12 protein-coding genes are annotated in these 12,308 nt (G+C 44.4%); 2 read left to right on the forward strand and 10 right to left on the reverse strand.

Annotated elements, in window-relative coordinates; all coding sequences use genetic code 11:
* Positions 1–31: 31 nt before the first annotated feature.
* Genes BLR93_RS10735 through BLR93_RS10745 form a run of 3 tightly spaced genes read right to left on the reverse strand, consistent with a single transcriptional unit; the run spans position 32 to position 2,746 of the window.
* The gene (locus BLR93_RS10735) at positions 32–1,480 is read right to left on the reverse strand and encodes a glycoside hydrolase family 1 protein (protein ID WP_093214214.1); all 1,449 of its coding nucleotides are present in this window, start codon (positions 1,478–1,480) and stop codon (positions 32–34) included.
* A gap of 54 nt (positions 1,481–1,534) precedes the next feature.
* Positions 1,535–1,975 (reverse strand): threonine/serine exporter family protein, encoded by a 441-nt coding sequence (locus tag BLR93_RS10740; protein ID WP_093214217.1) that lies wholly within the window; start codon positions 1,973–1,975, stop codon positions 1,535–1,537.
* Positions 1,976–1,993: 18 nt separating this feature from the next.
* Complete coding sequence (locus BLR93_RS10745) at positions 1,994–2,746, reverse strand: threonine/serine exporter family protein (protein WP_093214220.1); 753 nt, start codon at positions 2,744–2,746, stop codon at positions 1,994–1,996.
* Positions 2,747–2,954: 208 nt separating this feature from the next.
* Between BLR93_RS10745 and BLR93_RS10750 the strand changes: the two genes are divergently transcribed.
* Positions 2,955–3,698: a MerR family transcriptional regulator gene (locus BLR93_RS10750; RefSeq protein ID WP_093214222.1), complete on the forward strand. Its 744-nt coding sequence runs from the start codon at positions 2,955–2,957 to the stop codon at positions 3,696–3,698.
* A gap of 84 nt (positions 3,699–3,782) precedes the next feature.
* On the opposite strand, the gene BLR93_RS10755 is transcribed toward BLR93_RS10750, so the two are convergent.
* Positions 3,783–4,379 (reverse strand): flavin reductase family protein, encoded by a 597-nt coding sequence (locus tag BLR93_RS10755; protein WP_093214225.1) that lies wholly within the window; start codon positions 4,377–4,379, stop codon positions 3,783–3,785.
* A 15-nt stretch (positions 4,380–4,394) separates the two neighbouring features.
* Positions 4,395–5,738, reverse strand: coding sequence for an MATE family efflux transporter (locus BLR93_RS10760; RefSeq protein WP_093214227.1), 1,344 nt, complete (start codon positions 5,736–5,738; stop codon positions 4,395–4,397).
* Positions 5,739–6,060: 322 nt separating this feature from the next.
* Here BLR93_RS10760 and BLR93_RS18035 point away from each other — a divergent pair, with 322 nt between their 5' ends.
* A complete protein-coding gene (locus BLR93_RS18035; protein ID WP_175559323.1) occupies positions 6,061–6,198 on the forward strand; it encodes a hypothetical protein in 138 nt (45 codons plus the stop codon).
* Between the two features lie 66 nt (positions 6,199–6,264).
* Here the strand turns inward: BLR93_RS18035 and BLR93_RS10765 are convergent, their stop codons facing one another.
* The 5 genes from BLR93_RS10765 to BLR93_RS10785 all read right to left on the reverse strand — a co-directional run bounded on the left by BLR93_RS10765 (position 6,265) and on the right by BLR93_RS10785 (position 12,251).
* On the reverse strand, positions 6,265–7,479 hold the full coding sequence (locus tag BLR93_RS10765) for a M20 metallopeptidase family protein (RefSeq protein WP_245690119.1): 1,215 nt from the start codon (positions 7,477–7,479) through the stop codon (positions 6,265–6,267).
* A gap of 15 nt (positions 7,480–7,494) precedes the next feature.
* Positions 7,495–8,694: a cystathionine gamma-synthase family protein gene (locus BLR93_RS10770; protein WP_093214230.1), complete on the reverse strand. Its 1,200-nt coding sequence runs from the start codon at positions 8,692–8,694 to the stop codon at positions 7,495–7,497.
* Positions 8,695–8,736: 42 nt separating this feature from the next.
* On the reverse strand, positions 8,737–9,945 hold the full coding sequence (locus BLR93_RS10775; protein WP_093214232.1) for a M24 family metallopeptidase: 1,209 nt from the start codon (positions 9,943–9,945) through the stop codon (positions 8,737–8,739).
* A gap of 189 nt (positions 9,946–10,134) precedes the next feature.
* Entirely contained in the window at positions 10,135–11,808 is a 1,674-nt protein-coding gene (locus BLR93_RS10780) for a PucR family transcriptional regulator (protein WP_093214235.1), read from the reverse strand.
* Positions 11,809–11,924: 116 nt separating this feature from the next.
* On the reverse strand, positions 11,925–12,251 hold the full coding sequence (locus BLR93_RS10785; protein ID WP_093214237.1) for a MerR family transcriptional regulator: 327 nt from the start codon (positions 12,249–12,251) through the stop codon (positions 11,925–11,927).
* Between the last annotated feature and the right edge of the window lie 57 nt (positions 12,252–12,308).

Here is a 12,308-nt window from a genome sequence, read left to right on the forward strand (position 1 = left end):
ACCTTAAGCAAGGTCCCTTTTCCTTGTGAAATCAGTCGCCTTGAAGCGTTTTACCATTTTCGGCAATGACTTGTTTGTACCATGAAAAGCTTTTTTTCTTCATCCTTCGCAAATCTTTTTCCCCTTCTTCATCCCGGTTGACATACACAAAACCGTAGCGTTTTTGATAGCCGTTCAACCAGCTCAGCAAATCAGTAAACGACCATACACAGTAACCCAGCAAATCCACGCCATCCGCGATCGCTTGCTGGCACTCCTGCAAATGGCCTTTGATATAATCAATCCGGTAATCATCATTGATAACGTCATTTTCTTCCAGTTTATCAAATTCGCCTAATCCATTTTCGCTGATCAATATTGGCAATCCATAACGGCTGGTTATCCTTCTCATACCAATACGCAAACCGACAGAATCTATTTCCCAATCCCAATTGGTAGCTTCTAAGTTAGGATTTTTCTTTGTTTTGTATAATCCGGGAATGCCCGTTTCAGGTGTTGTCCCCTTTTTACCGGAGGTGTTCATTCCGCCTTCACCTACTCCCCCTTCCAGGGGATTTCTTTCATAGGTAGTCGACTTATAGTAATTGAGGCCCATAAAGTCCGGCTTACCTTTAGCAAGCAATTCAAGGTCGCCAGCTGCCAATTCCGGTGCAAGCCCATTTTTCTCCAGGTAGTTCCAGGCAGCTTCCGGATATTTGCCCCATGCATATACATCCATCCACCAGCTGCTAAGAAACTCCTCTGCATTCTCGGCAGCCAGAATATTTTCCGGGTGGGAAGTGGATGGATAGGCAGGACTATAAGCAAAGCTGGGGCCGATTTTGCCGTTTGGAACATACTGATGAAAGTCGGCAATTACTTTGGCGTTGGCAAGGCTGGCATGATGGTTTGCCTGGTACATCCGCTTTCTGTCTTTTACTCCAGGGGGATGCAGTGCCAGCTGGTAGCCGAGGGTGATGAAGATATTTTGTTCATTAAGGCTGACCCAATACTTGACCCTGTCGCCAAGACGCTTAAACAGCGTAATGCTGTAACGGTGAAAATCATCAATCACTTTCCGCGATTCCCAGCCGCCGTATTGGTCCTGCAGCGCCTGCGGTAAGTCCCAATGATATAAAGTGACGATTGGTTCAATGTCATGTTTGATCAGTTCATCGACGAGCCGATCATAAAAATCAAGGCCTTCCTCGTTTATCTCCCCGTTCCCATTCTTAATCACACGCGGCCAGGAAACAGAAAAGCGATAGGCCTTCAACCCCATTTCGGCCATCAGTTGAACATCCTCCTGCCAGCGGTGATAATGGTCAACGGCAACGTCGCCATTCGTACCTTTATATGTCTTGCCTGGTATCCTTACGTATTCATCCCAGATGGATGGCGTTTTACCTGCTTCGTTCCAAGCCCCTTCAATTTGATAGGCTGCCGAGGCAGCTCCCCATAAAAAGTTTTCAGGAAATGATTTAAGTTGATTATGTATCATCCTAGCTCCTCCTACTATAAGAATAATTAAAAACAGACATCCATTTACTTCAAGTTACTTTATCGCACGCGTCCTGCCGGCTTTTCGAATGATTTGGTTGATCACTTCAGAAAAAACGAGACCGATAGCGATCGCCCCTGAAATCAAGGCAGCTTTAACAGCGAGCTGAACAGCCAAGTTATAATCGTTTTCGACAAAATTCCTCATTGCGTCATAAGCAAGCCCCCCAGGCACTAACGGGATAATACCGGAAACATTAAAAATGATGACTGGTGTTTTATAGTATTTGGCACAAACCTGACTTAGACCTCCCACAAGAAAAGCACCAGCCAGTGTTGCCGGAACTGTATCCGTTCCCTCGGCTGCCAGCCCAAAATATAATACCCAGCCAAGCATGCCGACAAGTCCGCATTGAACCAAAGAGTTACGCGGTGCATTAAATAGCACCCCAAATCCTGCTGCTGCGATAAAGCTTGTTATCAGCTGTTCACCCATAAAAGACAAACCCTTCTATCATAAAAATGAAATTCCGGCAGCTATCCCTGCGCCAATCGCAAAAGCAGTCAACAATGCTTCAGCCCCTTTGGACAAACCGGCAACCAAATGGCCGGCCATGAGATCCCTGACCGCGTTCGTGATGAGTAAGCCGGGGACAAGCGGCATTACAGCTCCAATGATGATCTTATCCATCTCTGCGCCAATACCGACCTGAATGAATAAAATCGAGACAAGACCTATAATCAATGAAGCCAGAAACTCAGCAAAAAAACGAATTTCCACCCACTCGTGAAAACGGACCATGGCAATAAACCCAGCAGCACCAGCCGCCATTGCCGGCACGAAATCAGGCCAGCTCCCTTTAAACATAATAGCAAAACAGCCACTTACCAGAGCTGCTGCAACTGCCTGAAAAAACAGGGAGTATGTAGGGCTGTTGCCTTCAACCTGTTGAAGTTTCTCCTCAGCTTCGGTTATAGACAGCACTCCGCTGCTGATTTTCCTTGAAATATTATTGACGACCGCCACTTTATGTAAGTCCGTCGACCGCTCCGATATTCTTAGAAAATTGGTTGGTTCTGTCCCGTCTATCGAAAAGATAATTCCTGTCGGCGTAACATAGCTTTGGGAAGTATCAATACCAAACGATCCTGCCATCCGCTGCATCGTATCCTCGACCCGATGTGTCTCCGCTCCACTTTGCAGCATAATTTTCCCAGCCAAAAGACAAACTCTTATAATATTAATTGACTCTGTATTAGCATTCATTTTCCATCGCCCCGCAACTATTGCTATACATGTATTATAAGAGCAATGGCTATGGAAAAACAATTACTACGGGTCTAAAGCATGATGATGAAGACTTGGGGAATAACAGTTTATCAGTCTCATCAACTTTTGCTCTAAAATATAAATAAAAGATTGACTCTCACGTTACGTGATAGCTTAAAGTAATCAGTGAAGGGAGGTTGAACCAATGGCCATGACTGTCAAACAAGTTGCTGACATTGTCGGTATCAGTGTGCGCACACTGCATCATTACGACGAAATAGGGCTGCTTGAGCCCGATGCTTTATCAACAAGCGGCTACCGGATATATTCGGATAATGACTTAGAGAAGCTGCAGCAAATCCTTTTTTATAAAGAATTAGGCTTTCCGTTGAAAAAAATTAAAGAAATCATCAACGACCCTTCTTTCAACCGGCAGGAAGCATTGGAACTACAACGGAAAATGCTGTTGGAGAGAAGGCTGCGGCTCGACAAGATGATTGCATCCATCGAGAAGACGATACAGTATACGAAGGGAGAAATTACGATGAGCAATGAGGAAAAGTTCGAAGGCTTTGACTTCAGCAGGAATCCTTATGAACAGGAAGCAAGAGAACGCTGGGGAGATGAAGCAATTGATGCTTCAAATCAAAAAATAGGGAATATGACGAAGAAGGAACAGCAAGCGCTAGGAGAAGAAATGAATGATATTTATAGGGAACTTGCTTCTCTAAGGGACTTGGCACCAGAAGCCGAACAATCCCAAGCTGTGATCGAAAAGTGGTATCTACTATTAAATAAGATGGGGGATTATTCTCTCGATGCGTTTAAAGGATTAGGGCAAATGTATGTAGAAGATGAACGCTTCACCAAAAACATTGACCAGTTCGGTAATGGCTTGGCTAAATTTATGCGTGATGCTATGGCTGTTTATACAGACAATCATAAATAAAACCAAAGAACAGGCACCACCTTTATTGGAGTGCCTGTTCTTGCTTGACTGTTTCACATGAATCAGAGACAGGCAGGCAAGCTTCTACTTATGGAATTTCTTGTCCGTCAGCTCGAAAAATTCTCGAGTAAACGCGTAATCACCAGCCATCCTGCCGATAACGCTTAATTTGTCAGGATTTACTTTATCCACCTCCTCATAGATTTCATCGTTGATGTGATAACAGACGAGCCTCCCTAAGACAAGGCTGCTATTTCCAACCTCCACTATTCGATCCAATTGGCATTCCATTTGCACAGGAGCTAGTTTCACTCTAGGAACCTTAACCCGCTCGCCTGGCTCAGCATCCAGACCAGCGATAGCAAATTCGTCTGTTTCAGCAGGATAAGACTTACTCGTTTCATACATTTGGTTTGCCAGTTTTTCAGAGACAATATTAACAACAAACGCTTGAGATGCTTTTATGTTTGCTAATGTATCCTTTTCTTTTTCTGCTCCTCCTACAGAAAAACACAAAGTTATCGGATCCATTGAGGCAACTGTAAAAAAACTGAAGGGCGCCAGATTACGGACCCCTTCGCCGCTAATTGAAGAAACCCACGCAATCGGTCTGGGAACAACAGCACCTTTAACAAGTTTACTCATATTTCTATGTTTAAATTGAGCAATATCTATTTTCATTTTATCCTCTCCCTTTCATCTATTTTTTTGGAATAACTTTTTCTCGCGCCATTTTCCATAACGGTAATACAGGAAAGCAAAGACGCTGCTAATGACAAAACTTATCCCCATTCCTATCGCGATTCCTTCTTCTCCCAGCCACGATGAGCATAAATATGTCAATGGGTAACGAAGCACCCAGAACGAAATGATATTAAGAACCAACACTTGATACATTGCGCCTGCAGCCCGAACTGTCCCATTCAAAATAAAATTAATGCCAAGGAAAGGATAAAAGAATGCTACTAGCGTCAAGTATTCCGTTCCAAATTGGACAGAACTCTGCTCGTGAATGAATAATTTTATCGCAAATTCTGCTGACAAGACTAGTAAGAGTGCCAGCACCAGCATAATTACCATGTTGTATAACATGCCGTACCTGGTGATTTTATGTACCCTGTCCCACTTGCCGACTCCAATATTTTGTCCTGCCATACTATTAACAGCTGTGCCTAATGCCTGGGCAGGCAGCATGATGATGCTATCCAGCCTTTGTGCCGCACTAAAACCGGCTACTACCGCTTCCCCATGTGAGGTGACAACACTCATAATCGCCGCTACACCAGCAGATATCACCGACATTTGCAGGCCCGATGGGACACCAAGGTTTAGGATCAGGAATACTTCGGCTTTTTTAGGCAGCTTAGGCATTGAAAAGGGAATTAGCTTCTGTCTTATCACGTAATAAATCCCGTAGAAAAAAGCACTGCCCTGGGAACAAATAGTGGCATAAGCAGCACCATTTACCCCTAAATCCAATCCGCTGATAAATAAGGGGTCCAAGCCAATGTTCAAAACTACCGCAATAATGACAAACCGGAGTGGTGTCCGGCTGTCACCGACGGCACGCAGAACCGTTGCGATAAAGTTATATCCTAATAGAAATAAAATCCCCAGGGCATTGATCCGCAAATAGGATACAGCTTCTGTCATCATCCCAGCCGGGGTTCCGAGCAATTGCAGTATCGGTGCAGAAAAGACAAAGCCAATAATCCCTAATACCACCGCCATTGCTGTCAAGACGACTACAAAGGCATTGAGGTATTTTCTCAGCCCTTCCTGATTGTCTTTTCCTTTTTGCTGGGACAATATCGTCAGGGTAGCATTATTAATTCCGATAATAAAAGATAAGATAGTAAAAATGACAGTACTGGAAACAGCCACTGCTCCTAAGGCATTCCCGCCGAGTAGATTTCCTATCCACAAGCTGTCGGTAAACTGATAGGAAACTTGCAAAAAGTTGGTGAAAATAATCGGTGCAGAAAACACCAGCATCTGTTTTACTATATTACCTTCTGTAAAGTCGTGTTGACTGCTCACAGTTAAGACTCCCTTTTCATCGTTCTCACCTTATCTTATCATGGCGTTTTTTGAGAATCATGGCAGGTGGCTTGTTGCTCTTCTTGATCGCAAATAATGCAGCATGGCCGCAGACTAGATACACTCCTGCACAGTGACAGGCAGATTTCTCCTAAGGAACGGGTCTACGGGAGAATAAAACCCTGTAAGATAATCTCACTTAACGACTGCCAACGAGTACAATGTTTCTTAAAATAAAATGAACAACAGGTTTACCTAAGTAAATTGAAAATAACTAGACAAATGTGCATCTATCATTCCAATCACGAAAAGAGGCGGACCAATGGTAAATAAGGAGGCTGTCGATTTGGCTAAAAAAGTCGTAGAACTTGATATCAAAAGAGACGAAGCGTGGGAAAATCTTGCGGCACTTGCAGGCGAGAAAGCACATGAGCTTTTAAGAATGGTGCAAAACAGCTGATTGAAAAAAGGCAGAGGCTCGTTCTTGTGAGCTGCTGCCTTTTTGATTGCATTCCTTCTGTTTCACTTACTGCAAAGAGGTGCGATGCTTTTCTAACCACTGTCGGGCGGTTTCAGCAAGAAGGGAAACACCGATTGGCAAAGCGTCTTCATTCACCACAAATTCCGGTGTGTGAAGGCTGGCAGCTGGTCTGTCTTCCCAGCCGCATCCTAGGAATACCATGGCTCCCGGGATTCTTTCGGCTATATGGCTGAAATCCTCACCGCCCATCCCGAAAGGTTCCTTATAGATAACCATTTCTGGATATAGTGAACAGGCAGTCTCTCTAAAAAGATCCGTCAAATCTCGATCATTAACCAATGCTGGCTCTCCCTGTTGTAAATCCAGATAGGCTTTTGCTCCGAATGCGGCCGCTATTGTTGTAGTCGCCTCTAGCTCCTTGATCAGCTGTGTCCTCGTTTCCTTCGTATAGGCGCGAATCGTCCCTTTGATTTTTACACTCTCAGGGATTACATTAAAGGTGGTGCCGCCCTCGATTGCTCCAATGCTTATGGCGCCAACCTCCAATGGATTGAGTTTTCTGCTGATTAGTCCGTATAAAGCTTGTAATATATGAGTAGCTATCCAAACCGGATCTATCCCTTGATGGGGGTAGCCCGCATGACCGCCTGTTCCTTTTACCGTCAAAGTAAAATTATCAACGCTAGCCATACTCGGCCCGTGATTTATTTGCAGCTCTCCTGCCCGCCGCCACGGGCACATGTGCAAAGCGATAACTGCTTCCAGGTCTGACAGCAACCCAGACTGCAAAAAATAGGGAGCGCCCGTCAATCCATGTAGATCGGTGTCTTCCTCTGCCGGCTGGAAAATGAATTTTACCGTACCGGTAAGCTTTCCGGCTTTATAATCTTCCGCTAGCAAGGCAGCGGATCCCAAAAGGATAGCCGTATGGGCATCATGGCCGCAAGCATGCATGACCCCCTGATGGATAGAGGCGTATGCAAGCCCGGTCGTTTCCTGGATCGGAAGAGCATCCATATCGGCGCGGATTCCGATGGCAGGGCCTTTACCTGTACCAAGAGCAGCCACAATGCCGAACCCGGCAATTCCTTTTTGTATATCAAATACTTTTAACTCTTCCAGCCTTTCTAAAATATAGCTACTCGTCTGCTCTTCCTGATAGCTTAATTCCGGATAGCGGTGAAAGCGGCGGCGCCATTCGACCAATCGAGGTTTCAGCTGAGCAGCCCTTTGCCTGTAATTCAGATTTGCTTCCTGCAACGGAATCCCCCTTCCTTATCCGTTTGCCAACAATTGCTTAGGCAAAGATTGAAATGCCTGTTCTAAGTCCTCGATTAAATCTTCCAAATCCTCAATGCCAGCCGAATAACGGATTAAGCCTTCTGGAATTCCCATTGCCGCCCGTTCTTCAGGCGTACATTCTACATGGCTGGTCGTCCGCGTTGGACCTACGATCGTTTCCACAGAACCAAGGTTTGCTGCCCTGTTGGCGTATTTCAGCTTAGGGAGCAGCAGCCGAAGTGTCTCTACTCCTCCTTTAACGGAAAAGCTGAGCATTCCGCCGAAATTTGTCATTTGTTCACTGGCAATTTCATGGCCCGGGTGGCTGTCAAGGCCTGGATAAAACACTTCTTCAACCATTTCTTTGGTCTGCAAAAACTTAGCAACAGACAGTGCATTTTCACATTGCTTTTCCACGCGTAGCTTCAAGGTTTTCATGCCTCTCAGCAATAAATAAGCAGCCATTGGATCAAGGGTGGCACCATTTATTTCGCGGTAATGATACACTTGTTCAACCAGCTCCTTGCTGCCGCACAAAGAACCTCCTAACGCATCCGCATGCCCGCCGAGAAACTTAGTTGCACTATGGATTACTAAGTCGGCTCCCAATACCAGTGGCTGTTGGTTGATCGGTGTGGCAAAGGTATTATCTACAATAACAATCGCCCCGACACGTTTGGCAGCTGCGGCCATTCTCTTGATATCTGTAATTTTGACTGTCGGATTGGTCGGTGTTTCTAAATACAAAACTTTACAGCCTTTGGCAACTTCCGCTTCTATTGCTTGATGGTTTCCTGTTTCACATAAAACAACTTCTACTTTTTGTCGGGGGAGAAATTCTGTGAAGATTTTATTTGTCCCGCCATACGTATCTTTAATAGATACCACCCGGTCACCAGGGGCAAGGAAGGTAGCCAGCGTATTGCTAATTGCGGCCATTCCCGTGGAAAAACTTGTGGCAGCTTCTGCACCCTCCAATATTCTGATTTTTTCCTCAAATGCCTGTACTGTCGGGTTAGTATTTCGGCCATAGATATGACCCTGCTTTTGCCCAATCGCTACATCGTACCATTCGTCCATATCATCATACCCAAAAGATACACTGTGGACGACAGGCACTTGTGTGGCCCCGAATGCCAATGAATCCTTTTCTCCAGCCCATACAGCCTGTGTACCTTTTCTGATCTCCTTCATGATAGATTCCTCCTTTTATGAATTGATAAAAGTTCTAAGCCCTTAACTAATCTTGCCGTCCTGCGGATTAGTCGTAAACCGATCCTGGATGATGAGATCGCGCGGAAAATTGGTAAATGTCTCGCAGCCGGTATCTGAGATTTTAATCGTTTCGCTTATTTCGATTCCATAATTGTCAAACCATAAAGCCGGAATCAGGTGAAAAGTCATGTTCGGCTGCAGTATCGTTTGGTCCCCGCTGCGCAGGCTGGCGGTATGTTCGCCCCAATCCGGCGGATAATTTAGACCGACGGAATATCCCAGCCTTGCCTCTTTGACAATCCCATGTCTGTGGATTGATGCTTTCCATATATTGTTGACATCTTCACAGGTCATTCCTGGTTTGATTTTTTGCAGGACTTCGTTTAAACCTTCGGTAACATAAGCAGTTAACCCGAGTATCTTTTCCGGAGGTTTACCAATCGCTGCTGTACGCGCTAAAGGGACATGGTAGCGTTTATAACAGCCGGCAATTTCAATGCTGACCGTCTCCCCTTCCTTGAACCTCCTGTCTGACCAGGTTAAATGTGGGATTGCTGTGTTTTCCCCAGTCGGCAGGAACGGGACAATCGCCGGATATTCCCCGCCATATTCCTCTGTGCCGGAAACAATATGATAATAAAGCTCAGCGGCGGTATCGTTTTGCCTAGCTCCCGCCCTTATGCTTTCCCTTCCTTTATACATTGCCTGCTCTGCAATCAACCCAGCCCGTTTCATGTATTCGATTTCCTGCTCGGATTTGATTAACCGGACTTTGTTAACTAACAAATCAGCATCCAAAAACACAGCGTCAGGTAAATGGCGCATCAACTGGGCATGGGCTTTGGCAGTATAATAATAATTATCCATTTCCACCCCGATTCTCCTGTTTGCCTGACCAATCTGTGTGAGAATTTCAGCGATAAATTCCATTGGGTGATGTGTTGGTGAGTGAACATAATAATCTGGATAATCAATGACATTTTCATCATAAATCCACGTACCGGTTTTAGCCCCTAAGGCATCCATGTGCCTGCCAATCCAAATTGGCTGGGGCTGATCAATGATGAGAACTAGCATTTGATGCACATAAAAGGACCAGGCATCATAGCCGGAAAGGTAATTCATGTTGGCAGGATCCGTGATGAGCAAAACTTCTATCCCTTGTTCTTCCATCCGCTGCTTCGTTTCATTCACCCTCGCCTGATACTCCAAAATATCAAATGGAAGCATGGATACCCTCCTCCTCGACAAACTAATTTCTTACTATTATGATAATTCAAACAAAACACTTTTATAATGTTCAATGTGTATGATTTTTATCTTGGGAGGGCTATACAATTTTTCTTGCCGATGAAGGGCGCCGCTTCCCTTGAGAACAAAAAAACACCTTCCTGCCGGAAAGTGGTAAATGGGTTAATCCTAATCAATTGTTTGCATCATCCAAAGCCGGACGCTTAACTCTAATAAAAATAAATCATCTGAATCTACCAGCGACAGTTGTGTCAATGATTCTATGTTTCTTAAGCGATGCAATAATGATTGCCTGTGCAAATTCAAGGCTCTCGCCGTTTGACTGACATTCCCTTTGTACTGGTTATAAGCCAAAAATGTTTGAATTAAATCTGTTTTTCTTTTTTTATCATACTCCAGTAATGGAGAAAGGGTCTGTGAAACCATATCAGTGATCGCTTTATCCCGGGATACAGCCATAAGCAGGCGGTTTATCTTTGTATCTTCAAAGAAAGTCCTTCCGTTTTCAACGTGCTGCTTTAACCCAATTTCTAAGGCCGTTCTCGCCTCCTGATAACTCTTTTGAAAGGTTTTAATGCCATCCCCGTGCTTGGCGATTCCCCAAGCTACATCCAGATTTGGAACAAGTTCGTATAAACGCCGCTCAATCATATCCAAAAATTGATTGGCTGCTTTATAATAAAGCTGTTGATCATCTTCCAAATAAATGATCGCTTCCCCTTTTTCAAACGTTGCCATTGTTCTTCTTTGCAATAAACTGCCAGCATTAGTGATTTCCTTTTGCAGATTGAAGTTGAGGCTTTGCAGCGAAGAATTGGCAGGGCTGTCATTGGTAAATTGGAAAGTTTCTTTGTATGCCAGCTTACCGACAAAGCAAGTGTACGGCAGGGACAAATCATACCCGAGCAGCTGGGCTGACTGCGCTGACCCTTCAATGATTTGATCATTTTTCGCTAAATCCCGTACATAGGTGTCTTTTAACCGGATTTCCGCCATTTCCACTGCGTTCTCTTTGGCAAACTGCAGTGCATAGGCCGTATGGGCATGCTCTAGGACATTCATCACAAACCAGGTTACCTTCTGTCCGCTTTTTGGCTGAAACACAACATAACCTTGAATCTTATTGTTATTTTGAATGGATAGCCGGTAGCAATGGCAGCCATTAAATGCACCAAAATCCATATAGTGATATAAAGGATGCTCATTTACTATCTCCAGGCCGCCAGCAGTATGTGATTGGTTTGAGTCATCAGGAGCGGGCTCATTAAAAGCATCAGCAATTCGTTTATCAAAGTCCTGGCCTGTCAAAGTATTCATCGTACTATCCAAAACAGCAATCGGCATGGCTATCTGCCTATGGACCAGCTTCGTGATTGCCGACAACCCTCCATCCTGGAGGACACAGCTGATCAACTGTTGCCTAACTCCTTCAGCCATTTGTCTTTGCTCTTGTTTTTCCTGGTTGATTTGCTGCAAAACACTCTGCAGTACATCGCCAAACCGCACTTCCCAAGGCAACTCCAAGATGATGAATTGATGCCTGGAGGCTATCGAAATAACCCGATCAGGAATCGTAAACACATACCTGCCAGTTGCAATGCCTAATAAGGAAGCACCCGATTTGATGACATCTAAAACAAATTGTTCTAATCGATCAGGCTGATCCTCACATCCGATCCCGGTACTTAACACAAATTCATTTTTTCTGACGAAATTTTCCACAGGTCCTTCTATGACCGAAATCCATTCGACTTTCGTACTCTCCAGTAAATGGCCGCCTGTTTTAACCATTGACCTATCCATAACCGGCATTTGTACAATTTCCTGAGCCGTCAACCCCATAGAATCACCTCGACTTAAAAATCGCCTAACGAGTCACAATGATCCCTCTCTTTTTACTTAATATTCTGTTAATTAATGCCCTGTTTTGCTTCTTCCCTTATCCCTTAATAACTAACCTAATTTTTTTGTACGCCAAAGCGGGCATTTATTTGGCCTCTCAGCATTTCTTTCTTTATATTTTTGGCTTCTTCCTTTTTCTTTTCCTTTAGCATTTCCTGTCTAATTTCAAAGGTCTGTACGCCTTCTTCTCGTTTATTTGCGATATCGACCAGTTGCTCCACATCAGCAAAGGAGTATTTTCTGTTCCCGCGCGGAGATCGTTCAGGGAAAATCAATTTTCTCTCTTCATAATAGCGTATCTGGCGTTCTGAAAGACCGGTCAACTCACTTACTACACCTATTGTGATTACTTTTCTCTCCTTGTAAGAGGTTCCATGTTCCATTATCTCACCGCCGCAATCAAAGTTCGTAATCATCTTTACGTTGATTATACATGGCAA

Source organism: Sediminibacillus albus (assembly GCF_900101125.1).
GTDB lineage: Bacteria > Bacillota > Bacilli > Bacillales > Amphibacillaceae > Sediminibacillus > Sediminibacillus albus.

What these genes read in the sequence shown, in the direction of transcription:
- BLR93_RS10780 (WP_093214235.1), bottom strand. Translation starts at nt 11,808, where the DNA reads ATGGGGTTGACGGCTCAGGAAATTGTACAAATGCCGGTTATGGATAGG.
- BLR93_RS10770 (WP_093214230.1), bottom strand. Translation starts at nt 8,694, where the DNA reads ATGAAGGAGATCAGAAAAGGTACACAGGCTGTATGGGCTGGAGAAAAG.
- BLR93_RS10745 (WP_093214220.1), bottom strand. Translation starts at nt 2,746, where the DNA reads ATGAATGCTAATACAGAGTCAATTAATATTATAAGAGTTTGTCTTTTG.
- BLR93_RS10735 (WP_093214214.1), bottom strand. Translation starts at nt 1,480, where the DNA reads ATGATACATAATCAACTTAAATCATTTCCTGAAAACTTTTTATGGGGA.
- BLR93_RS10740 (WP_093214217.1), bottom strand. Translation starts at nt 1,975, where the DNA reads ATGGGTGAACAGCTGATAACAAGCTTTATCGCAGCAGCAGGATTTGGG.
- BLR93_RS10750 (WP_093214222.1), top strand. Translation starts at nt 2,955, where the DNA reads ATGGCCATGACTGTCAAACAAGTTGCTGACATTGTCGGTATCAGTGTG.
- BLR93_RS10785 (WP_093214237.1), bottom strand. Translation starts at nt 12,251, where the DNA reads ATGGAACATGGAACCTCTTACAAGGAGAGAAAAGTAATCACAATAGGT.
- BLR93_RS10755 (WP_093214225.1), bottom strand. Translation starts at nt 4,379, where the DNA reads ATGAAAATAGATATTGCTCAATTTAAACATAGAAATATGAGTAAACTT.
- BLR93_RS10775 (WP_093214232.1), bottom strand. Translation starts at nt 9,945, where the DNA reads ATGCTTCCATTTGATATTTTGGAGTATCAGGCGAGGGTGAATGAAACG.
- BLR93_RS18035 (WP_175559323.1), top strand. Translation starts at nt 6,061, where the DNA reads ATGGTAAATAAGGAGGCTGTCGATTTGGCTAAAAAAGTCGTAGAACTT.